15 protein-coding genes are annotated in these 24699 nt (G+C 37.4%); 14 read left to right on the top strand and 1 reads right to left on the bottom strand.

Translation table 11 applies throughout. From position 1 onward, the window contains the following. Positions 1–126 precede the first annotated feature (126 nt). The 14 genes from VEIS1202513_RS03720 (at position 127) to trmFO (ending at position 23657) form a co-directional block, all read left to right on the top strand. Positions 127–1446, top strand: a complete 1320-nt coding sequence (locus VEIS1202513_RS03720; RefSeq protein WP_213467869.1) for an amidohydrolase — start codon at positions 127–129, stop codon at positions 1444–1446. A gap of 135 nt (positions 1447–1581) precedes the next feature. Beyond that, the gene (locus VEIS1202513_RS03715) at positions 1582–3447 is read left to right on the top strand and encodes a ShlB/FhaC/HecB family hemolysin secretion/activation protein (RefSeq protein ID WP_213467868.1); all 1866 of its coding nucleotides are present in this window, start codon (positions 1582–1584) and stop codon (positions 3445–3447) included. 36 nt (positions 3448–3483) lie between these two features. After that, positions 3484–10026, top strand: a complete 6543-nt coding sequence (locus tag VEIS1202513_RS03710; RefSeq protein ID WP_244856307.1) for a two-partner secretion domain-containing protein — start codon at positions 3484–3486, stop codon at positions 10024–10026. A gap of 754 nt (positions 10027–10780) precedes the next feature. Next, positions 10781–11656, top strand: a complete 876-nt coding sequence (gene glyQ, locus VEIS1202513_RS03705) for a glycine--tRNA ligase subunit alpha (RefSeq protein ID WP_060919832.1) — start codon at positions 10781–10783, stop codon at positions 11654–11656. A gap of 1 nt (position 11657) precedes the next feature. After that, positions 11658–13709: a glycine--tRNA ligase subunit beta gene (glyS, locus tag VEIS1202513_RS03700; RefSeq protein ID WP_213467867.1), complete on the top strand. Its 2052-nt coding sequence runs from the start codon at positions 11658–11660 to the stop codon at positions 13707–13709. 168 nt (positions 13710–13877) lie between these two features. Further along, positions 13878–14264 carry a MarR family winged helix-turn-helix transcriptional regulator gene (locus VEIS1202513_RS03695; RefSeq protein ID WP_005386549.1) on the top strand — a complete coding sequence of 129 codons (387 nt, stop codon included), beginning with the start codon at positions 13878–13880 and terminating at the stop codon, positions 14262–14264. 131 nt (positions 14265–14395) lie between these two features. Beyond that, a complete protein-coding gene (gene rplS, locus VEIS1202513_RS03690) occupies positions 14396–14737 on the top strand; it encodes a 50S ribosomal protein L19 (protein WP_005377523.1) in 342 nt (113 codons plus the stop codon). A 67-nt stretch (positions 14738–14804) separates the two neighbouring features. Then, positions 14805–15710, top strand: a complete 906-nt coding sequence (gene ylqF, locus VEIS1202513_RS03685; protein WP_119206701.1) for a ribosome biogenesis GTPase YlqF — start codon at positions 14805–14807, stop codon at positions 15708–15710. Then, complete coding sequence (gene rnhB, locus VEIS1202513_RS03680) at positions 15703–16500, top strand: ribonuclease HII (RefSeq protein WP_119206702.1); 798 nt, start codon at positions 15703–15705, stop codon at positions 16498–16500. The genes ylqF and rnhB overlap by 8 nt, the downstream gene beginning before the upstream one ends. Before the next feature lie 224 nt (positions 16501–16724). Continuing rightward, positions 16725–17123, top strand: a complete 399-nt coding sequence (locus tag VEIS1202513_RS03675) for a YraN family protein (RefSeq protein WP_060924313.1) — start codon at positions 16725–16727, stop codon at positions 17121–17123. A gap of 11 nt (positions 17124–17134) precedes the next feature. Then, complete coding sequence (locus tag VEIS1202513_RS03670) at positions 17135–18715, top strand: YifB family Mg chelatase-like AAA ATPase (protein ID WP_213467866.1); 1581 nt, start codon at positions 17135–17137, stop codon at positions 18713–18715. Between the two features lie 8 nt (positions 18716–18723). Further along, positions 18724–19950: a DNA-processing protein DprA gene (gene dprA, locus VEIS1202513_RS03665; protein WP_213467865.1), complete on the top strand. Its 1227-nt coding sequence runs from the start codon at positions 18724–18726 to the stop codon at positions 19948–19950. Further along, positions 19940–22348, top strand: a complete 2409-nt coding sequence (gene topA, locus VEIS1202513_RS03660; protein WP_213467864.1) for a type I DNA topoisomerase — start codon at positions 19940–19942, stop codon at positions 22346–22348. Before dprA ends, topA begins: the two co-directional genes overlap by 11 nt. Continuing rightward, on the top strand, positions 22341–23657 hold the full coding sequence (trmFO, locus tag VEIS1202513_RS03655) for a methylenetetrahydrofolate--tRNA-(uracil(54)-C(5))-methyltransferase (FADH(2)-oxidizing) TrmFO (RefSeq protein ID WP_213467863.1): 1317 nt from the start codon (positions 22341–22343) through the stop codon (positions 23655–23657). Before topA ends, trmFO begins: the two co-directional genes overlap by 8 nt. Before the next feature lie 114 nt (positions 23658–23771). On the opposite strand, the gene lgt is transcribed toward trmFO, so the two are convergent. Continuing rightward, positions 23772–24596, bottom strand: a complete 825-nt coding sequence (gene lgt, locus VEIS1202513_RS03650) for a prolipoprotein diacylglyceryl transferase (protein WP_213467862.1) — start codon at positions 24594–24596, stop codon at positions 23772–23774. Between the last annotated feature and the right edge of the window lie 103 nt (positions 24597–24699).

Below are 24699 nucleotides of genomic sequence, written 5' to 3'. Positions count from 1 at the left end.
ATCATAATGTTAGATGTCTTAATTATGTTAAGATATAATTATAGATTTATATTTCATAAGATATCTATACATTAAGATTCCATGATCGACCGTATTTTATACGGTCGATTTTATAAAGGAGATATTATGAGCCGTATGACAAAGGAAGAAGTTAAAGAACGTGTTTGTAAAGCAATTGTTGATGCACAACCACGTTTACGAGAATTAGTAGAATCTATTATGGCTGAACCTGAGCTGGGGTTTAAAGAGGTAAAAACCTCTAAAAAGGTTCAAGCTATGTTTGATGAACTTGGCATTTCTTATACTACAGGCCATGCATTGACAGGTGTAAAGGGTAGAATGAAAGGCCAAGATAGTAAATATACGGTTGCTATGGTGGGGGAATTAGATGCCATTCTCTGTCCTCGCCATCCTCGTGCCGATGATTTAACAGGGGCTGCCCATTGCTGTGGCCATAATGTACAAATTACTAATATGTTTGCTGTCGCTATGGGCTTACAAGCTGTGATGGATGAGCTAGCTGGCGATGTCGTATTATTTGCTGTTCCAGCAGAGGAAATGATTGAAATTGATTACCGCAATAAATTGCGTGAGCAAGGAAAACTAAAATATATGGGCGGTAAGCAACAGCTTATCTATGAAGGTGCTTTCGATGATATCGATATGGCTATGCAAATGCATGTGGAAACGGCCAAAACTCCAGATGGTGAAATGGGGCTTGGTAGTACCTCCAATGGTTTTGTATCTAAACTGATTGAATATCACGGCAAGGTAGCTCATGCCGCTCAAGCACCGCATGAAGGCATCAATGCTCTTAATGCTGCTTTAATGGGCGTTATGGGGGTTAACTCCATTCGTGAAACTTTCAAAGAAAGCGATTATTTCAGATTCCACCCAATTATTAATCAAGGCGGTACATTGGTAAACTGTGTGCCGGATTATGTTCAAGTTGAAAGCTATGTGCGTGCCTCTAATATTCAAGCTATTGTAGATGGTAACCATCGTGTTAATCGTGCCTTAAAAGCCGGTGGCGATGCAGTAGGCGCCACATGCATTATCAACGACCTACCTGGCTATTTACCGATGCGTAATGATGAACGTATGAATGCTCTATTACGTGAAAATTCCAATCCTATCTTTGGTGAAGCCAATGTATACCAAGGTCCACATATTACAGCTAGTACAGACATGGGGGACGTATCTCACTTGATGCCGGTTATCCATCCATGGGTTGGTTGCATCAGTGGCGTACTTCATAGCGCAGAATATGAAATCTCTGTACCTGATGTAGCGTACATTAAAACAGCACAAGCCTTGGCTATGACCATCGTAGACTTACTATACGATGACGCAGCAGGCGCTAAAGATGTATTAGACAACTTTACACCAGCATTAAATAAAGAAACTTATATTGAACTCTTAGATCGCATTGCTAAGGGGGAATAAAATAAACCACCTATCGAAGATGAATTGATTATCTTTGGTAGGTGGTTTTTAGTTTAAACTCTCTATTGACTTTCAAAAAAAAAAACATAATAAAATATAACAAATGAGTTTATTTTTTACTATTAGAGGAAGTATATGAAAAAGAGAGATTTGCTTTTCTGTCTAAGTTTAGCTTGTATTCTGCCAATACATATTTATGGTGCTAAACCAATTGATACACAAGCACAACTAGATAGAGCGAGAGAACAGCAATTAGCGAGAGAGGCGCGGCTTGGAGAGGGACGAATTACAGTACAAACAGGTGGATTAGATGGTACATCTGGATCTTTATCATCACATGGTGGTTATACAGTACCGGCACAACAGCCAGCATATGTAGGACCATCTTTTTTTGTATCTCAAATACGTATTGTTGAAGAACCTATTAGTCAATCTGCACAATTAACATATAATGATATGACAAATTCAACTATGGATCAGACTACGTTCGTAGATAATAGTTCTGCAGCAAGTGCAAGATTGATTAAAGGTCCTTTGTATTATGAGACACAAAAAAAGAAACTTCAATTAGATGTGCCTAAAGAATTTGGCTTTCTACGAAAAACAATTAAACCATTTATGAATCGTAGACTTACCCTTGAAGATATAAACATTTTATCTAATAGACTAAATAATGCACTAATTGAGCATGGTTATGTTACTTCTAGAATTGGTATTCCAGCTCAATCCTTAGCTTCAGGTAATTTACAATTCAATTTACAACTAGGTCGAGTAGAAGCTATATTATATAAACCTTACGTACAGCCATTGCCATGGGAAAATGCATTTCCTATTCGTAAAGGAGATATCTTAAATATTCGGAATATAGAACAAGGTATAGAGCAAATGAAGCGTCTAGGCTCTCAAAATGTGTCTATTGAGCTTGAACCTGGTTCAAAACCATTGGCTACCAATATTGTGCTTGAAACGACTAAAAAGCCACCTATCCATGGGATGGTATCCATAGATGATTCTGGTCTAAAAGAAACGGGAAAACTTCAGTGGACTGCAGCAATAGGTATTGATCGTGTCTTTAATGCCAACGATTCTTTAAATTTAAGTATAAATCGAGATGCAGCTCAAGATGGTGAACATAAAGGTACTAGAAATCATACTATTTCGTATTCTATACCTAGAGGAAAAGATACCTTCAGTATCTCTTATAGTGATATGAAATATCACCAAACAATTAATTCTATGGCTACGCCATTTATTAGTTCTAGCCATGCCAAGACAGTTAGAGGTTCATGGAATCATGTATTTCATCGAGATCGAACAACTAAACGTAGTTGGGATATCATTATTAGCAAGCGTAATGCAAAAAATTACATCAATGATGTGGAGATTGCTGTACAACGCGCCAATACAGCCTCTGTAGAATTTGGTATATCAGAACGAAGATATATTAAGCAAAATACGTTATATTCTAGAGCGGCTATTAAACAAGGTGTTGGCTGGTTTGGTTCACAACCTGAATATGGTAATGGAGCACCTAGTACTCGATTTACACAACTTTTAGTAGATGTGGATTATCAAATACCTCGTACATGGGGGCATAGACCAGCAAGTATTACTACATCATTCCATGGACAATGGACATTAGGGGATAAACGTTTATTTTCTAGAGACATGATTAGCCTTGGCAATCGATATACAGTAGCAGGGTTTGATGGTGAGAATACATTAATGTCTGAAAGCGGTTGGTATATGCGTAATGAAGTTGCTAGCTACATTCCTAAATGGAAATCTAGTATTTATGCCAATGTAGATTTTGGCGCTGTATATGGTCCAAGTATAGATGTATTAACAGGTAAATTTATTGCTGGTACTAGTTTAGGGATGAAAGGGCAGTTTAAATCTGGCTTGTTCTACGATGTGTTTGTCGGTGCCCCTTTATATAAACGAAATGGTTATAGAACAGACTCTGTAACTACAGGTTTCCAAGCTGGTATACGATTCTAAATAGTTTGAGTATAAGTATTAATAGAGAGAGTAACTATGAAACAAAAACGATTACAATATAAAATTGCCGTATGGCTTACAATGGGCTTAATGATTGTAGACCCATTAGTAGTACCGTTTGCCTATGCAGCAAATCCTATCGAAGTTGACACAAATGCACCACATGAAAGACAAGCTACGGTTGGACAAGCTGGTAATGGTATTACATTAGTCAATGTTGCAGGCCCTAGTGCTGCTGGAGTATCTAGAAATGATTATACTAATTTTAATGTACCGCAAAATGGTGTAATTCTAAATAACTCTTACCAAATGTCTAATACAAAATTAGGTGGCTATGTACCTGGTAATGCCAATATGATGCGAGGTTCTGCTAATGTTATTGTTAATGAGGTTACATCCCATAATCCAACTGATATGAAAGGGTTTATTGAGGTAGCAGGTCGTAAAGCTTCAGTAGTTGTAGCTAATCCAAATGGTATTACTGTAGATGGTGGTGGCTTTATCAATACAGATCGAGCAGTATTAACTACAGGTAAAACAGAATATGATCCAACAGGAAATTTAAACTCGTATCGTGTAGAGCAAGGTCGTATTTCTATTAACGGAAATGGTCTTAATGCTAAAGATGCTAACGCTCTACAAATTTTAACAGAAGCAACAAATGTAAATGCCGGAGTGTGGGCTAATACAATTGAAACACGTACTGGCAAAAATAGAATAGATGCTAATACATTAGACACTCAAAAAATTGGGGATTCTAGTAATGTTGGCTTAGATGTCTCTGCTATTGGTGGTATGTATGCAAATTCTATCACTATGAAAGGTACCAATACTGGTCTTGGTGTAAATGTGAAAGGTGTAGTAAGTTCTACACAAGCATCTAGTATTACTAGTGATGGTAAAATCATAGTTGATGGTGGTGTTACGAGTAATGGAAATACTACTTTAGCTGGACAAAGCATTGCAATTCACAATAATGGTGTAGTTCAAGGTGATGTATCTACTACTGTAAATAGCCAAGAAACAATAAATAATAGTGGTCTTATTAACTCAGGAAAAACTACGGACATAAAAGCTAAATCCGTAGATAACAATGAAGGTGGACGTATTTATGGTGATACTGTAGCTATTAAAGCTAATACAGTTATAAACCATACAAATTCTGAAATAGAACAGCGCTATCATAAAGCTGGTAAAGATTTAGAAAAAGCAAAAAATGAGCTTGATGCTGAATGGAATGCTGATATCACAAAATATAAAACTAAAACAGAGTTAGAAGCACATCGTCAACGTATTAAAGAGTTAACAAAGGCTTATGATGAGGCACAAGAGAATGTTACTACTATAAAAAAAGAATTAGATACGCATAAGTCTGGTGTCATTGCAGGGCGAAATAATGTTGATATAACTACAGATACCATAAATAATACGGGTAAGGGATTCATCTATAGTGGTGGCACTATGGAACTAACAGCTAAAGAAGGTATCAATAATACAGGAGCAACTATTAAAGCCGTAAGGTCTATTGAGTTGGATACACCTGTAGTGAATAATAAAAATGTTGCATTAGGTGTTAAGCGTGTTTCAGATGGTATTACCAAAAATCCTGATAAATTAAAAGTTACTGATCCACACCATAAGTTAGAAGGCCAAGTCTTTGATAAGTCAGAATTCCCTTATGCTGATTATAAAAGTGGCTATGGTACACCTCATGTAAAACCTGTTAAGACTGCAGAAGATGCAGCTTATAACAAAGAAATGAATAAAGATGAAAATCGAGTTCATAAATTTACGATTATTCGCTCTGAAACAGAGCATACTCATAAAGAAGTGACCAATGATGATCCAGGTGTTATTAGTAGTGGCGGTGATGTTGTAACAACAGGTATTCTCCATAATGATAATAGTAAAGTGATTTCTGGAGGGACGATTCAAGCTAAGGGGCAAATAGAAAATATATCTGATTCGATGAGTGATAAAAGCTTTATTACTGGAACCACTCAAGAGAGTAAAACAATAAGAAAACGGAAAAGTCATGGCGTAGGACATAAACGTCGTAGAGTTTGGAATCAAGAAGTTTATATGACCCCAACAATTACTGAATCAAATGTAAAGCCAATTGGTTCAGTTCAAGAGCATGCTGAAGATACATTGTCTAAAGCTACTATTACAAAGATTAATGATAGTTTAGATCCCTATGGTTTAGGTGGTGGCAAAGGTAAAGAAAGTCATACTATAGATGGTTTATCCTTACCAACAGAGGCGCTATACCAAATTCATCCAGATATTACAGCTAATGCTTTGATAGAAACTGATTCTGCGTTTACCAATAGAAAGAATTTTCTATCCTCTCAATATATGATTGATGCCTTAGCGAATGATCCTGAAAGAAGATTAAAACGTTTAGGTGATGGATTCTATGAGCAACAGCTTATTAATGAGCAAATAGTATCAGCTACGGGCAAACAATATTTAGAAGGGTATACAGATAATGAGGCCGAATATAAAGCATTATTAGAGGCTGGTATAGCCTTTGGTAAAGCGTTTAAACTAGCTCCAGGAATTGCTTTATCTAAAGAACAAATGGAAGCTATAACGACTGATATGGTGTGGTTAGAAACCAAAACAGTTGTAGTAGATGGAAAAGCTCAACAAGTTCTTTATCCTAAGGTATATCTGGCTAAACAACCTGCAAAATCTGTTGATGCCATGGGTGGAATCATAAGTGGTAAAGCCATTGTTAGTAATACTAATGCAGATATTCTAAATCAAGGCATTATAACTGCGGATACAATTGTATTAGGAGCTCATGATGTACAAAATACAGGCCGTATCGATGGACGTAAAGTGAATATTAAAGCATCACAAGATGTAATGAATACAGGCAATATTCATGGTGATAAACAGGTTACTATTAATGCTGGTCGTGATATTAATGTAGGTGCTCATGTAGATAGACTAGAACATCACGATATTGTTAGTCGTCAAGGTACTATTGGTGTAGCAAAAGATGGTGATTTAGTTTTATCTGCGAAACGAGATGTTAACCTTAAAGGTGCTATTGTTCATACTGGAGATAATTCTAAAGCTACCATTGAGGCTGGTCAGAATATTAACTTAACAACAGAAGCATTATCTTCTAAAAAGGATATGACTGTTAATAGTGATAATTATAATCGCACTGATCGTCGTACTGAATTAGGTACAGCTATTTTAAGTGATAGTCATGTTAATTTACATGCAGGAAATGATGTAAATATCCGCAATGGTATTGTTAATAGTGAACATGGTGTCACATCTGTTGAAGCCGGAAATGATGTTACTATCACTAATGGGAACAGTTATAGTCGTGATGAATATGGTCTAAAATACAAAGAAAAAAGTTTATTATCTCGTACAACTAATATCATACGTACAGATCACGAACATACAGGTGTTTTATCTTCAACAATTGGTGGCGATACGATTAATGTGAAAGCTAATCGCAATGTTTCGGTAACAGGTTCTAATATTTTAGGAACAAAAGATGTATCCGTATCTGCAGGTAATGACGTGCGTACAGATTCTGGTGAAGAAACTCAACGTGATGATGTATATCAATATAGTAAAAAGTCTGGCTTAATGGGTGCTGGTATAGGCTTTACTATTGGTAGTAAAAAAGTGACTGATACAACAGATGGCCGATATAAAACTCAAGTTGCAAGTAACATTGCTTCTTCAGATGGAGAGATTAAGGTTAAGGCTGGTAATGAAATCCATAGTACTACGACAAACTATTTTAGTAATCAACCTGCAGACCTTTCTGCTCAAAATGTAATTGTTGATGGGAAGCATAATACTGCACATGTAGTGCAAAGTCATGAGGAAAAGCGTTCTGGTCTTACTGTAAGTGTTGGTGGTCGGATTGTTAATGAATTAAATAATGTTCAACAACTGGGTAAACGTGCTAACTCTAGAAAAAATAGCAAGTTATCTACATTAGAGTATCTTGAAGCTGGCAATACGTTAAAACACGCTTATAATGATGGGGCTACTTATAATAATGCTAAGATAGAAAAACTTGTAGAAAAAGAAAAAGCTATACTGGCTAAGGCGGATGAACTCAATACAGCATATCAGGCAGAACATCCTGAAGAGAAAAATGCTATGCATCCAGATGTTAAAGCTGCGATAAATAATGTAAACAATAGAGCAAAAAAAGATAGTTTACTCAATATACATGTTGGTGTTGGTTCGAGCAAATTTAAACAGGTTAGTGAACTTAATCAAGAGAATTATGTAGGTAGCTCTATAGGAAGCAAAAATAAAGTAAATATTACTGCAGATAGTGATAATAGTGCCAAAGGTAATATTCATATTACAGGTAGTGTTATAGAGGCTCCAGAGGTTAATTTAAATGCAACAAATAACCTAAGTTTAGATGCAGGAACAAACTCTTCGGTACAACGTGATACATATACAAATTCAGGATGGTCTGTTGGTGCCACAGTTAGTCCTCACGGTAATGGTGTTATTGGTTTAGATGCTAATGTGTATAAAGGTAAAGAAAATGCTTTAGAGACAACTAAGACACATACGGGAACAATTATTCGTGGTAAACAAGTCGATACTGTCTCTGGAAATGATACAGAAATTATTGGTTCTAAAGTCATCGGTGACAGTGTGATGACAAAAGTTGGACATGATTTAAAAATTGAAAGTTTACAAGATACGAATGACTACCATAAGATAAGTAAAAATAAAGGTATATCTGTATCCTATGGAATGAGTGGCTCTGCGAGAGTTGGATTTGATAATTCGAGAGGCACTACAGACAGTCACTATGCAAGTGTTACAGATCAGGCTGGCATATATGCAGGTGATAGTGGATATAATGTACAGGTAAATAATTCAACTACACTTACAGGTGGTATAATTAAAGGCAGTTCTGATAAATCCAAGAATAAATTATCTTCTAAATCTTTAAAAATGAACAATATTCAAAATGAAGCATCTTATTCAGCAAAGACTTCTGGATATAGTTTATCTACGACTAAACGCTCTAAACATAACCCAATAGGTATTACTGGTAGCCCTAAAATGGGAATTCCTGTAAAAGGTAATTCTAAATCAACTACACATTCTGCCATTAGTGAAGGTATCATTGAAATTGCTGAGAAAGAATCCTTAGAAAAGATTAATCATGATACAGAACAAGCACTTAATAAATTAGCACCAATTTTTGATAAGAAAACAGTAGAAGAAAAACAAATCCTATTATCGAAAATTTCTGACCATGGATATAAGTTAATTGGTGATATTGCGCTTCATGAGCAAAATATACTAATTAAGAAAATTGAATATGCTGAAGAAATAGGTGATAAAGAAGAAGTAGCAAAACTGCGAAAGAAGGCTCAGATGTGGGGTGAGGGTGGTATGTATAAAGTAGCATTACACGGAGCATTTGGAGCTGTTATTTCGGATTTATCCGGTTATAATGGATTAAAAGGATTTAAAACGAGTGCGATCAATGAAGCTAGTCAACCTATTTTAGAAAAAGTTGGGAATCCTGATCTTCAAAAAATTATTAGTATAGTTATTGCTAAAAGTATGAATAGTGAAAATATAGCTCCATCTTTAGTAAATTCAGCGATGGAGAATAACTGGCTTACACATCATGACCAAATGAGTTTAAAAAATGATTATAAACATTATAAAGATGGAGTAATTAGTTTAGATGAATGGGTTAGAAAATTAGCTTATTATGATACTTTAATGTGGTATGAATACAATCATTTAAATATATATAATACTAATAACGAGATTTCTAAGGAGTTATATGGTGACCTAAGTCCTGATATAATTGGCTCAGGATCATTTCAGGATGTTATGAATAATTTAGTATATAAATATGTTACTTTAAATGGATTGGAGGATTCATTTTACATTTATAAGCAAGAAGCTAGTGAGAAAATAATACGATCTCGTGAATCTAGTAATAAATATAAACTTAATACTCCAAATATTTGGAATCCTGGCTCAAATTCTAATTGGGGACAATCTTTAAATTCCACTCAAACCACTAATAACAATGAAAGTTATATAATGCCGTACCAAAATGGTATCCAAGACCCTGATAAACGTAGTAACTTTAGATTGGTTGGTGATGATACGACTAATATTACTGGCTTTTATAATAAAGGTGATAAGGGACACTCAACTTTTACTAATGGTATAGATCTTGGAGCTAATGGTGAACTAAGTATTATTAGGATACATCATGAGGTTGAAAAAAATGCTGCTAAAATTGAATTAAACGGTGACACATTCTATTTGGCTGGGGATGTAGAAGGAAAACTTGGTCAAGGTAATATATATGTCAAAGCTGGGGCTTTGGCCGCACTAGCTCATGGTAATGCAAGTTATTCTTTAGATTTTGGTAATTTTATTATTGTCGCCGAAGGAAATGTATATGGAGGTGGACTTGGTGCAGCCTTTGAGGGCGGTATTGATAGAGAAAAAGGAAAAGGTAAAATTAAATTTGATATAGTGGATGGTGTTGGTGCTGGTGGGAGTATTACTGTACAATTTAAAAATTAAAAGGAGATAATATTATGAAACGATTTTTTTTCTATGCATTTGCATTATTTATCTTAATTTCAATAATATATAGTATTGCTTATGATTATATGACCGGGGCCGAAATTCACTATGATTTTTATGGAGCATTCTTTGTATGTTGGTTAATCTTCTTTGGTATACTAAAACTTGTTCTTAGAGTATAAACTTTTGACTTAAAATAAAATTTTATATCCTAAATAGATTTGATCTGTAATTTTTGTAGGCATTAAATAAATCATTGAAAGGAAAATATAATGCGACGATTAATAGTATATGGATTTGCAGTATTAGCTATACTTTATATTTTATATGGAGTAATAGATGATATTTTGACTGGAAGTGCAATTCACTATGATTTTCACTTAACATCTTTTGCCTGCTTCTCAATATTTTTTATTGTATTGAAACTAGCTTTACGTGTATAAAAGAATAGTTTGACATTCTTCCCTCTGTATTGCTACAATATTGTGTATAATATATGCGATGAAGCAGAGTAGTAAACCTCTCTAGCGAGTGAGGATGGTGTAAGCTCACATTTGGTTGAAGGCGCTGTAGAGCATTGGCAGGAACGCAGAGATCTGTTAGTAAAGGCCAACATAGAAAAAAGAGGGCGCAAGCCAAATAGGGTGGAACCGCGGGTATACTCGTCCCTGTAACGTTTTTCGTTACAGGGACTTTTTTGTTTGTAACGAAATGGTTGATTTTATGTCGGTTGTGTAAAGTGGAGGCAGCAATGACATTTCAAGAGATTATTTTAAATCTACAAAAATTCTGGAGCGATCAAGGTTGTATCGTTCAAAATCCATATGACATTGAAAAAGGTGCAGGCACAATGAACCCTGCAACATTCTTGCATGCTATTGGTCCTGAACCATGGGCTGTATGTTATGTAGAGCCTTCTCGTCGTCCAGCAGACGGTCGTTATGGTGATAACCCTAACCGTTTGTTCCAACATCATCAATTCCAAGTTATTGTGAAACCATCTCCAGATAACATCCAAGAATTGTACTTACAATCCTTGGCAACACTTGGTATTCATGCGGAAGATCACGATATTCGTTTCGTAGAGGATAACTGGGAATCCCCAACATTGGGTGCTTGGGGCCTTGGTTGGGAAGTATGGCTCGATGGTATGGAAGTAACTCAGTTCACATATTTCCAACAAGTTGGTTCCATTGACTGTAAACCAGTGTCCGTAGAAATTACATACGGTTTAGAACGTTTGGCTATGTACATTCAAGGCGTAGAAAACGTATATGACCTTAAATGGAATGAAAATGTTACATATGGTGACGTTTGGCATGCTAACGAAGTTGAACAATCCGTATATAACTTTGAATTAGCTGATACAGATATGCTTTTCAAATTGTTTGATATGTACGAAGCAGAAGCAAAACGCGTTTGTGCAGCCGGTTATGTATTACCAGCTTACGACTATGTATTGAAATGTTCCCACACATTCAACTTGCTTGATTCTCGTGGTGCTATTTCCATCAGTGAACGTACTGCTTTCATCGGCCGCGTACGTGCATTAGCTCGTATTTGTGCACAACAATACCTTGCTAAACGCGAAGAATTAGGTTTCCCACTTTTGAAAGGAGATAAATAAGATGGCAAAGGATTTATTATTTGAAATCGGTGCAGAAGAAATTCCTGCCGGCTTTATGCCAAATATCTTAGGTCAATTGAAACAATTGGCTGAAACAAAATTAAATGATGCCCATCTTCCTTTTGAAAGCATCGCAACATACGGCACACCACGTCGTTTGGCTCTTATCGTGAAAGGTCTTGCTGACACATCTGCTGAAATCAGCGAACGTCATAAAGGTCCTTCTGCATCTATCGCCTATGATGCTGACGGTAATGCAACAAAAGCAGCCATCGGTTTTGCTCGTGGTAAAGGTCTTGATGTAGCTGATCTCGTTGTAGAAGACGGCTATATTTACGCTGAAACTAAAACTGCAGGCGTACCTGCAAAAGATATCGTAACTGATATGTTACCTCAATTGATTACAGGCCTTAACTTCCCTAAATCCATGCATTGGGGCAATTTAGATGCTAAATTTGTACGTCCTGTACGTTGGCTTGTAGCATTACTTGATGAAGAGGTAATTCCTGTAGAATTTGCTACTGTAAAATCTGGTAATGTAACACGTGGTCATCGCTTCTTAGGTGCTGATGAAATTACTATCAAAAATGCAGCATCCTATATAGACACATTAAAAGAAAACTTTGTTATGGTTGATCAAGACGCACGTCGTGAATTGATTTCCAAACAATTACATGATATTGCAGCTTCTAAAAATGCATCCATCGTTTGGGATGATGATTTGTTAGAAGAAATTAACTATCTTGTTGAATGGCCTACAGCATTGTGTGGTGGCTTTGAAGAGTCCTACTTGGCACTTCCAGATGCAGCTATCATTACACCTATGAAAGACCATCAACGTTACTTCCCATTGGTTGACCAAGATGGCAAATTGTTGCCAATGTTCTTAACAGTTCGTAACGGATCCGACCATTCCATCGAAGTAGTTCAAGCTGGTAATGAACGCGTATTACGCGCACGTCTTGATGATGCTAAATTCTTCTTCAACGAAGACCGCAAGAAACCTCTTATCGACCGTCAAGATGGTTTAACTAAAATCGTATTCCAAGAAGGTCTTGGTAACTTAGCAGATAAAACTGAACGTTTACTTAAATTGGGCCGTGTATTTGGTGAAGAATGTGGCTTGCACGAAGATGCAGCTGTTGTATTAGAACGTGCTACAGAACTTGCTAAAACTGACCTTACAACAGGTATGGTTACAGAGTTCACTGAATTACAAGGTGTAATGGGTAAAGAATACGCTTTACTTGATGGTGAGTCCGAAGAGGTAGCAGAAGCTATTTTCGAACAATATTTACCACGTTTTGCAGGTGATGTATTGCCTCAAACTGAAGCTGGTAAAGTATTGTCCATTATCGATAAAGTAGATAATATCGTAGCTACTTTCAGCCGTGGTTTAATTCCTACAGGTTCTCAAGATCCATATGCATTGCGTCGTCAAACAATTGGTATCTTGAACATCTTGCTTGGTAGCGAATGGAACATCAGCTTGCGTCCAATCTTCAAAGCATCTATGGAATTGCTTAATGTCCCAGCTGAAAAACAAGACGAATTGCTTGGCCAAGTAGAAGAGTTCTTCACACTTCGTTTGAAAAATATCTTCCTTGATCGCGAAGTTCCTCATCATGTAATCGACTTGTTGTTGTCCAACAACGAATTGTCCGTTGCTGATGCTGAAGGTCTTGTAAATGCATTGTTAGCAAACCGCATTGATGAAAACGTTGAGCTTGTTCAAGCTTATACTCGTATGTACAATCTCGTAAAAGATGTGGAATATACAGGCGTTAATAGCGACTTGTTGAAAGAAGATGCTGAAAAAGCATTGTTCGAAGCTGCTTCTAAAGCGTCTGAAGAAAGTCTTGCTGCATGGGAAGCTAATGATTATGTTGCAGTTGTAGCTGTTCCTGCTACTTTAGTTCCGGCCATCAACAAATTCTTTGAAGATGTAATGGTTATGGATAAAGACGAAGCTATTAAAGCTAACCGTCTACAACTTGTTCGCTTAGCGTACAGCGTAATGGCTATTATCGGCGATATTAGTGCATTAAAATAATATATTTTGTATTAGATACATTAAACTTTTACCGAAATATATGAAAGAAGAGGTACCATTTGGTACCTCTTTTTGCTTTTACGAAGAATATACATATTTTATGCAGGAATTTTTGAGACTATGGCGAATATCTTATAATATACAAAGTTGTATGAGGAGATAACTGTCATGAATCATGATGAATTATATAAAGCCTTATGTAAGGTGCCAAATGGTAAAGAAAAGTCTCGTGATAAAATAATTATAGAATTATATATGCGATCTGAAGGGGCATCTCAAAAACAATTAGTAGATGCTCTTAATATGCGTCCTGCTACAGTATCAGAGCAGACCGATATTCTTATTGAATTAGGGTATGTAACAAAGCATATTGATTATATGGATAAACGAATTTCTGTAGTAGGCCTTACGGAAGAGGGGAAACGACTAGGTAAATCACTATTACATTCGTATGACCAATTTCTTAATGTATTATTTTCTGATTTTTCTGATGATGAAAAAGATGATTTATACCGCTTGTTAGGTAAGTTAAAGCGCCCAATCTTAAGTAAATAATTAGTTTCTCAAAATTATATAGAAAATACTTGCGAACAGTACGTGATTTATGATACTATATTTCTGTTAATTTGAGACAGTCCGCTGCCTATAAGGTGTAGGTATTGAATGTCTGCAAACAGGAGGAAACAATGAACATTATTAACGTACTTGAACAAGAACAACTTCGTACAGACATCCCTACTTTCCGCGCTGGTGACACAGTTCGCGTACACGTAAAAGTAGTGGAAGGTTCTCGTGAACGTATCCAAGTATTCGAAGGTTTGGTAATTAAACGTCAAAACGGTGGCGTACGTGAAACTTTCACAGTTCGTCGTATTGCATCCGGTGTAGGTGTAGAACGTACATTCCCACTTCACAGCCCACGCTTAGCTAAAATTGAAGTTATGCGCCGTGGTGTTGTTCGTCGTGCTAAATTGTACTACTTACGTAACCTTACTGGTAAAGCTGCTCGTATTCGCGAAAAACGCTAATGTTCATAAAAGGCTGCCGTTGGCAGCCTTTTATTTTTGCTAAAATTTAGATATGAAAGGAAATACTATGGCAGATTCACCTATCGTACATTGGTTCCCTGGGCATATGGCGAAAGCCACACGTATGATTACGGAGTATATAAAAAAGGTAGATGTAGTTATTGAGTTACTAGATGCGCGTATTCCTCGCTCTAGTGCGAACCCTGTAATCACTGAACTCGTTGGTCAGAAACCTCATATCGTATTGTTAAATAAAGTAGATTTAGCAGATCCTAAAGCCACAAAGGAATGGACCGAATTCTTTACTAAACAAGGTATCACAGTATTGGCTATCGATTCTAAGTCTGGCAAGGGGAATAAGAAGTTAATATCTACTGTAGAGCGTTTGAGCAAGCCTATCATCGATCGTTGGGTCGCAAAAGGCATTCGTAGCCGGTCTGTGCGTACTATTATTTTAGGTATTCCTAATGTGGGTAAATCTACATTGATTAACTCCTTAGCTGGCTCTGCAGCAACGCGTACAGCTAACAAAGCAGGTCATACCCGTGGTCAACAATGGGTTAAAATCGGCAAAAACCTTGAATTGCTCGATACACCAGGTGTATTGTGGCCTAAATTAGAGGACCAACGCGCAGCGGCTCGTCTTGCTATGACGGGGGCCGTTTCTGATGATGTGTATGATTTAGAGCATGTCATTAAACAATTAATTAATCACTTATTGACGAATACACCAAATATTTTGGTAGAACGTTATAAATTAAAAGAAGAAGAGATGACAGATGTAGATACTATTCTTGAAAACATCGGTCGTCGTCGTGGTTGTCTCGTTAGTGGTGGCGTAGTAGACTTTGATAAAGCACGCCGCATTATCTTGCAAGACTACCGCAATACTAAACTAGGTACAATTACTCTCGATAAAGTTGATGAAGAACCATACTATCCTGAAATCGGTGAGGACACACAAAATGGATAAGGATACATTTAGTAAATTAAAAGTGGCAGATATAAAAGCTCTTTTTGAAACTGAACAAGCCTTAGAGATTTTGCCTTTAGCTCAAGAGGACGATCGTAGTTCTGTACAAAAATTGGCCGCTTCTTACATTAAGCGCCAAGAAAAAGAGCTAAAAGAACAACAACGCCTCATGAGCATGTATGACTATGAAGGTATGTTCTACGATCAAGGTATGTATCATGTAGCTGGTGTCGACGAGGTAGGTCGTGGTCCTATTGCAGGACCTGTAACGGTAGCTGCCGTTATATTGCCGCCTATGACATTAATTCCTGGTTTAAATGACTCTAAAAAGCTAACTGAAGAAAAGCGTGAAATCCTCTACGATATCATCATGAAAGAAGCCGTAGCAGTAAGCTGTATTTCCTACGGTCCAGAAAAGATTGATGAGCTCAATATCTACGAAGCAACACGCCAAGCTATGTATGAGGCGATTCGCACGCTCAGCGTACCCGCTGAAGCCGTAGTGGCTGATGCTATGAAATTGCCTGATTTAACGATTCCCGTTGAATCTATTATTAAGGGCGATAGTAAAAGCGCTAATATTGCTGCTGCATCAATCATTGCAAAGGTTACACGAGATCGATATATGAAGAGCCTTGATGATGAATACCCTGGTTATGGATTTGGTATTCATAAAGGCTATTATACGGAGTTACACAAAGAAGCTGTTGAACAGCAAGGTGTAACACCACTACATCGCAAGAGCTTTGAACCCATTAAATCTATCGTTCGTTGGGTTAAACCTGAGTGATTATATTAACGTAAATTTATCATACAAATTGTATATAGTTTATAACCGTAAAGAGGTTCCTATTGGTCACCGATGTGACTATTAGGAACCTCTTTTGTATTTACTTTTATAGTCTCCATACTCTACGCTACAAGTAAGTGTTACCTGTTGAAAGTTTAGATGTAGATTGAGTGATAACTATTCTATAAGTTATTGTAGTTACTACACGTAAATAGGAGGTATATATGAAGACGATTAGTACGGGTAAAGCATTTAATGAACTCGATTCCAAGGAACTTGGAAAATGGGGTGAACGGGTGGCCATTAAATATATTGAAAAAATAGGCCTTACTGTAGTAGATACAAATTATCGAACTAGATTAGGTGAAATCGATATTATTGCTAAACGTGATTTAGTATATCACTTTATTGAAATTAAAGCCCGTCGAGGAATGCAGCATGGATTGGCTCGAGAGGCGGTAACAAAGAAGAAACAAAAGCATATTAAACGGGCAGCCATGTTATTTTTGTATGATTTGCATCAGAAAAGACGGCGATGGAAAGAGTTATCCTTTGATGTAATCGAAGTGTACTTACATGAAGACTTTCAAAGTTCTATTCATTATTTGCCGCAGTGTTTTTAGAGAGGTTACCTATGTATGCAAAACTATATGGCGCTACCTTACATGGTATAGATGGATGCATTATTACAGTGGAAGTTGATATATCTCAAGGCTTGCCTGTCTTTGACATTGTAGGACTACCTAATCAATCGGTTAAGGAAGCTCGTGAACGTGTGCGGGCCGCCATCAAAAATAGTGGCTATGAATTCCCTATGAGACGTATTGTAGTAAACCTAGCACCTGCTACGATTCGTAAAAGTAGTGCAGGACTCGATTTAGCTATTGCGTTGGGGGTTCTCATTGCATCGGGGCAGATAAAGGGGCGTAAAGCGAAAATTTCAGCTTTATTAAAAAACAGTTTATTTATGGGGGAGCTAGCTTTAGATGGATCACTATTACCAACCTTTGGAACCTTGGCTATGTCATTGGCAGGGTTAGAATCTAATTATTCCACTATATATACAAGCGTAGAAAATGGATATAATTTGAAAGCTATTCCAAATCTTACTATATATGGTGAGTCTTCATTACAAGATATTATTACCGTCTTAGAAAACCAGGTGAAATCTAAATCTATTTCAACTTCCAAAAAGGTAAAAGTAGGGAAAAATCAAGATGAGATATTAACAGATACGATGGATAATAAAGATTATAATACTATGTATGATGTAGATTTTGGTGATGTACAAGGTCAAGAGCTTGGTAAACGGGCCATGCTCATTAGCGCTGCAGGTCATCATCATTGTATTATGATAGGTCCACCCGGTGGTGGTAAAACGATGATGGCTGAACGATTACCGACCATATTGCCACCTATGACTTGGAATGAGATGGTTGAGGTAAGTCGCATCCAAGATGTGATCGGTTTACTCGGTGATAAGGGACTCGTCAAAACTAGGCCTTTTAGGCATCCACATCATACGGCGACTTTGGCGAGTATGGTGGGTGGAGGTATACAGGGACGTCCTGGGGAAGTCACACTTGCACACGGTGGTGTTTTATTTATGGATGAAGCCCCAGAGTTTCAGCGCCAAGTTATTGATGCCCTAAGGCAGCCCTTAGAGTCTCGCACAATTACTATCAATAGGTCTCAAGGTAATTATATGTATCCCGCTAATTTTATTTGTATATTGGCCGCAAATCCCTGTCCCTGTGGTTATTATCATGATCCACATAGGGAATGCATATGTTCTGAAACGATGGTTAAAATCTATCAGCGACGGTTGTCAGGGCCTATTATGGACCGCATTGATTTACATATTCCCATTGAAAGACCTACACTAGAACAATTATTGGATAATTCGACGTCTACTATGACCAGTGAAAGCATGAGGCAACAAGTTATTATGGCAACTGCTTTGCAACAGAAACGTTATGAAAACTTAGAATTTAATTCTAATGGAGCCGTACCTCATAAGGCCATAGGTGAGCTGTGTAATATTACTGATAAGGCATGGAGTGTATTGGGCAATATATTTGATCACTTTCATTTAAGTGGACGTGCCTTTGATCGCATATTAAAGGTGGCTCGTACCATAGCAGACCTTGAGGGAAACCCACAAGTGGAACCACATCACATTTCTGAAGCCATGTTATTTAGAACGGGAAAATAGGTAATATAATGACAAGATATGACGACAACATTTATATTGCAGGCCTACAAAGTTTATATAATGTAGGCGCTACACATGTAAGAAGTTTTATTGATGATTTTGGAGGACCTTATGAAGCTTGGCAAGCTGTTAAAAAGGTTGAAAATTTAAAACCTTATTCTCATATTTCTGTAGGCGATAAACGTGCTATTGCAGCATCGGCTAAGGATGAAAGACTAGATTATATTATCCAAAAACTAGACGAATATAAGATGGATGTTACTACCTATTTAGATAAGGATTTTCCATCTATGTTAGAACAAATCTATAATCCACCGGCTATATTGTTTATGAGAGGTAATAGAGCTCTATTAGATAAACGCTTGAATCGCATTGCTCTTGTAGGTGCAAGGCGTTGTTCTTTGTATGGGCGGAATGTGGCGAGAATGTTAGGGAAAGAATTGGGTAAATACAGTATTATAATTGTGAGTGGCGGTGCTCGTGGTATTGATTCGCATGGTCATGAAGGCTTACTAGCAAGTCAGGGTTACGGCATTGTCGTTATGGGATGTGGATTAGATATTGTATATCCTAGGGAAAATTCCAAATTATTTGATAGAGTTCTGGCTAATAATGGGTTACTCCTATCTGAATATCCGCCAGGCACACCGCCATCTGCTAAACATTTCCCCGCTCGAAATCGTATCATTAGCGGCCTTAGTAGAGGTGTAATCGTAGTAGAGGCAAAAGGAAGTAGTGGTTCATTGATTACGGCGGATATGGCTGTTAGTGAAGGTCGAGATGTATTTGTAGTGCCTTGTAATTTATTAGACCATACGGCAGATGGCAATAAATTTCTTATGCGTAATGGAGCCTTTGTATTAACTGGTTATGAGGATATCGTTAAGGAATATCATTTAACCTTGCGAGATATGTTTAGTACTAAAGAAAAACTTTCACCACCAAATAAAAGAGATACAATGGGTGTAAAAGATAGTAATCAAATAGTGAATCATGGTCAAGGTGTTGATACACAAGGGCTCTCTATGTTAAGCTTTAGTTTGGATAAGAGTTTAATCTTGAGTGAAATACCTCATGATCGATGTATTACTGTTAGTGATATTTTGAAAGTAACTCACATTCCATTGCAACAATTGCAGCCCTTATTACTAGAGTTAGAGCTAGAAGGGGCTATAGAGCATCAACCGCCGAGAGGCTATATTAATATGACTAGGAGTGATATACTTGTCCATTAAACGATCTATCGTTATTGGCGAGCCAAAAGCAGCTAGTACTAGTAAAGAAACAAAAAATAAAAGTACTGCAAAAGAGAGTACTACGATAAAACGTAAGGTTGCCAAAGAGGCTCTTACTCCTATGGGAATTGTACGGGACAAGTCTGTGTTACAAACCTCTGTGCCACCTGAACAACGGGAACCTCGTGTATATAATCCTGAAGGCAAAGTATTGGTTATCGTAGAATCTCCTGCTAAATCTAAAACAATTGAAAAATTCTTAGGTCCAAACTATGTGGTAAAAGCAAGTATGGGCCACTTACGAGATTTGCCTAAATCTCAAATGGGTATCGATATAGAGCATGGCTTTACACCTCGCTATAGCAATCTAGTAACTCGTAAAAAGGTTATAGATGAACTCGTTTCCTATGCTGATGAAAGTAGTGCCGTATTGCTCGCAACTGACCCTGACCGCGAAGGGGAAGCCATTTCATGGCATTTGGCGTACATTCTTAACGTAGATCCTACGTCTACATGCCGTATTACATTTAACGAGATTACTAAAAATGCAGTAGCGGAAGCCTTAGAGACTCCACGTACCATTGATATGAACATGGTAGATGCTCAACAAGCACGCCGTGTGTTAGACCGTATTGTAGGCTATAAATTAAGTCCACTATTATGGAAAAAGGTTTGTAAGGGCCTTAGTGCAGGACGTGTACAGTCCGTTGCTGTTCGTCTCATCTGTGAACGAGAACGAGAAATTCAAGCCTTTGTGCCACAAGAGTACTGGACTATTGAAGGTAATTTTAAAACGCCTAAAAAAGAGGCTTTCACAGCTGAATTAACTCATATTAAAGGTGAAAAAATCGATATTACTACTGAAAAAGATGCACAAGCCGTAGTAGATGCTATTGGCGGAGCCGATGCAGTAGTGACAAATATTGAAAAGCGCAAACGTTCTCGTAAAGCGGCACCTCCCTTTACGACGTCTACGTTGCAACAGGATGGTGTACGTAAATTGAACTTTGGTGCAAAGCGTACCATGATGATTGCTCAACATTTGTATGAAGGTTTAGAAATCGGCTCCTATGGTCACGTAGGTTTGATTACGTACATGCGTACAGACTCTACGCGTATCTCTAAAGAGATGCAGGTCATGGCTAAGGATTATATTATTCATAACTATGGTGAAGATTATTATCCTTCTAAACCTAATATGTATGGTGCAAAAGGTTCTGCTCAAGATGCGCACGAAGCGATTCGCCCTACATCTTTAGAGTTAACACCTAAAATGGTAGAGCCCTTCTTGAGTCGTGATGAGCTTAAATTATATACATTGATTTGGAATCGTTTTATGGCGAGCCAAATGGCACCACAACAAAACGAATCTACAACCATTGAATTGACTGTTCATGATGATTACACATTTAAAGCGACAGGCTCTCGCGTTATCTTCCCTGGCTTTAGCGCTGTTTATGAAGATGCGAAAAAAGAAGATGCTCCTCAATTGCCAGCTCTTAAAAAGAATGATGCAGCCCATACGGTAGAGGTATTGCCTGAACAACATTTCACGCAACCACCTCCTCGTTACTCTGAGGCAAGCCTTATTAAAACGCTTGAAGAACTCGGTATTGGTCGTCCTAGTACGTATGCGCCAATTTTAGATACTATCGTTAGCCGTAACTATGTAGAAAATACAAATAAACAATTTGTTCCTACAGAGTTAGGCTTTGTAGTGGTAGACTTCTTGATAGCGTACTTTGAAAAAATCATCAATACTGGCTTTACACGAGATCTTGAAGAAGAGCTTGACGCTATTGCATCCGGTAAGGATACATATCTAAAGGTATTGTCTGATTTCTATGAAGTATTCGCTAAAGAGCTAGAAGATGCGAGCGATGTGGATCGCATTGAAATTGCATCTATGGAAAGTGATGAAACTTGTGAAATTTGCAATAGCCCAATGGTATATAAATTTGGTCGCTATGGTAAGTTCCTAGCATGTTCTAATTTCCCAGAATGTAAAAATACTAAACCTATTACAGTAGGTACAGGTGTAACTTGCCCTAAATGTAAGGAAGGGGAAATCGTAGAGCGTAAGTCTCGCCGTGGTCGTCTATTCTACGGCTGTAATCGATATCCACAATGTGACTTTACATTATGGGATAAACCAACTCATGATTTCTGTGAAACATGTGGTTCTATTATGGTTGAAAAGACATATAAAAATGGTACAACTAAAAAGTTCTGTTCCAATGAAACATGTCCAACTAGACCACCAAAGAAAACAAGAAAGAAAAAAAGCGAAGCTAGTGAAGAAACTGTAAAAGAATCTAAAGAATCTGAAAAATCTGAAAAATCTAAAGAATCTAAAAAGTCTAGCAAAGCTAAAAAAGAGGAAACAACTGTTGAATAATAAAAATGTTATTGTTATTGGTGCAGGCCTAGCAGGTTCTGAAGCGGCTTGGCAACTCGCTAACCGTGGCATTCATGTAGACTTATATGAAATGCGCCCTGTTAAGAGCTCTCCTGCGCACCAAACAGATCAATTTGCAGAGCTCGTATGTAGTAACTCCTTGCGAGCTGGCAATATTGAAAATGCAGTAGGTCTTTTAAAGGAAGAAATGCGTCGTTTAGATTCCCTGATTATGGAATGTGCTGATGCGACTGCTGTACCTGCCGGTGGTGCCTTGGCCGTTGATCGCCATTTGTTTAGTGAAATGGTGACTGAGAAGGTAAAGGGACATCCTAATATTACAGTTCACAATGAAGAGGTAACTGAGATTCCTGCTGAAGGCACTGTTATCTTTGCTTCTGGTCCACTTACATCTGAAGCATTAGGAGATAAGATTAAAGACTTAACAGGTGAAACAGGCTTTTATTTCTACGATGCAGCAGCTCCTATTGTTACGGCAGAATCTTTAAATTACGACAAAGTATTTGCCGCTTCTCGTTATGATAAGGGCGATGCAGATTATCTTAACTGTCCTATGACAGAAGAGGAATATAAAGCATTCTGGCATGAACTCACTACAGCTGAAGCTGTGCAACCAAAGGATTTTGAAAAGGAAATCTACTTTGAAGGTTGCATGCCTGTAGAAATCATGGCCAGCCGTGGGGAAGACACATTGCGCTATGGTCCACTTAAACCAGTTGGTTTAGTAGATAAACGGACTAATGAGGAATCTTATGCAGTAGTACAATTGCGTAAGGAGAATAAAGAAGGCACCATGTTTAACTTGGTAGGCTTCCAAACTCATTTAAAATGGGGCGAACAAAAGCGTGTATTTGGTATGATTCCAGGTCTTGAAAATGCTGAATTCGTTCGTTATGGCGTTATGCATCGCAATACGTATATCAATTCTCCTGAGTTGTTGAATCATGCGTTCCAACTTAAACAGGAACCACGTTTATTCTTCGCTGGTCAAATGACAGGTGTAGAAGGGTATTTAGAATCTGCTGCTAGTGGTCTTATGGTAGGTCTTCAAGTAGAACGTTATTTAGAGGAACGCTCATTTATTGATTTCCCTAAAACTACGGCGATCGGCTCCCTTAGCCACTATATTTCTAACTACGAAGGGTCTAACTTCCAACCGATGAATGTCAACTTTGGCATCATGGATCCATGGCCTAAAAAAGTACGTAAGAAAAAAGAGAAAAATGCATTGATTGCTAATCGAGCATTAGAAGAATTGGATGCATTAAAAGCTAAAGAAAATTTATAAGATAAGTTATTTACGTATTGATTTAGCTTATTAGGTCAATCGTAAATTATGACTTACATAAAAAATCCTTCATTCACATACCTAGGAATGAAGGATTTTTCATTATTTACTGTTTTATTTACGTTTTTTAGTTTTAACTGTAGGCTCTGTAGCAACAATTAATTTTTGATTTTTCTTTTCTAGATAGCCTAGATAGATAAATACACAGATACCAATGATGATGACAATCAAGCTAGTCATTTGAGCTGATTTTAAGCCTAATGTTAAGTCTACATAGTCACCGCGCAAAAATTCAAGGAAGAATCTAGCCGTAGAATAGAGAATCGCATAAAGCACGAATACTTGTCCTTTAGCATGTTTAAAGGAGCTAAATAATAGGAGGGCTACAAAGATAAGAATATCGATTTGACCTTCCCAAATTTCCGCAGGCCATAATGGTTGATTGCCGTAGGTGCGATGAGCCAACGTGCTTTCAGGGTAAAGAATACCAAAATTACCGCCCGTAGGATGACCAAAGGCATCGCCATTTAAGAGATTTGCCATACGGCCTACAGATTGTGCCAAAATCAATGCTGGTGCGAATAAATCGGCAAAGGCCCAAAAGTCGATATTATTTTTACGTAAGTACCAATAGCCTGCAATGGTGCCAAGAACGACACCGCCTTGAATGGCCATACCACCTTGCCATACAAAGGGGATTTCTAGTAAATGATTGCCATAGTAGTGCCAATCAAAGAAGAATACATCCCATAATCTGGCGCCAATGAGACCTGCTACGGCAACAGTAATGGAAAAGTCGATGATATGTTCATGCCAACCACGACCATCTTTTTTTAATAAAACATAGGCAACCGAGGCACCACAGATGATAGCTAAGGCTAACATGGCACCATAAGCTCTGATAGGAAAGTCACCTATAAAAAATAGATATTGATGCATATAAAACTCCTTTTGTAATAACTTGTATTGTATAAGGTAAATTATAAATTACATGTACCCTTCATGCAACAACTGAGAGGAATTCTATATAATATGGTATAAT

The organism is Veillonella orientalis, from assembly GCF_018406505.1.
Taxonomy (GTDB): Bacteria; Bacillota; Negativicutes; order Veillonellales; family Veillonellaceae; genus Veillonella; species Veillonella nakazawae.
Note: the sequence above shows the minus strand (reverse complement) of the source record. Positions and strands in the feature narration are given on the sequence as shown.

Bases quoted from the DNA above. Each gene is read 5' to 3' on its own strand.
- rnhB (WP_119206702.1), top strand. From the start codon at position 15,703: ATGGATAAGGATACATTTAGTAAATTAAAAGTGGCAGATATAAAAGCT.
- VEIS1202513_RS03715 (WP_213467868.1), top strand. From the start codon at position 1,582: ATGAAAAAGAGAGATTTGCTTTTCTGTCTAAGTTTAGCTTGTATTCTG.
- dprA (WP_213467865.1), top strand. From the start codon at position 18,724: ATGACAAGATATGACGACAACATTTATATTGCAGGCCTACAAAGTTTA.
- glyQ (WP_060919832.1), top strand. From the start codon at position 10,781: ATGACATTTCAAGAGATTATTTTAAATCTACAAAAATTCTGGAGCGAT.
- VEIS1202513_RS03720 (WP_213467869.1), top strand. From the start codon at position 127: ATGAGCCGTATGACAAAGGAAGAAGTTAAAGAACGTGTTTGTAAAGCA.
- rplS (WP_005377523.1), top strand. From the start codon at position 14,396: ATGAACATTATTAACGTACTTGAACAAGAACAACTTCGTACAGACATC.
- VEIS1202513_RS03710 (WP_244856307.1), top strand. From the start codon at position 3,484: ATGAAACAAAAACGATTACAATATAAAATTGCCGTATGGCTTACAATG.
- VEIS1202513_RS03670 (WP_213467866.1), top strand. From the start codon at position 17,135: ATGTATGCAAAACTATATGGCGCTACCTTACATGGTATAGATGGATGC.
- ylqF (WP_119206701.1), top strand. From the start codon at position 14,805: ATGGCAGATTCACCTATCGTACATTGGTTCCCTGGGCATATGGCGAAA.
- glyS (WP_213467867.1), top strand. From the start codon at position 11,658: ATGGCAAAGGATTTATTATTTGAAATCGGTGCAGAAGAAATTCCTGCC.
- VEIS1202513_RS03695 (WP_005386549.1), top strand. From the start codon at position 13,878: ATGAATCATGATGAATTATATAAAGCCTTATGTAAGGTGCCAAATGGT.
- lgt (WP_213467862.1), bottom strand. From the start codon at position 24,596: ATGCATCAATATCTATTTTTTATAGGTGACTTTCCTATCAGAGCTTAT.
- VEIS1202513_RS03675 (WP_060924313.1), top strand. From the start codon at position 16,725: ATGAAGACGATTAGTACGGGTAAAGCATTTAATGAACTCGATTCCAAG.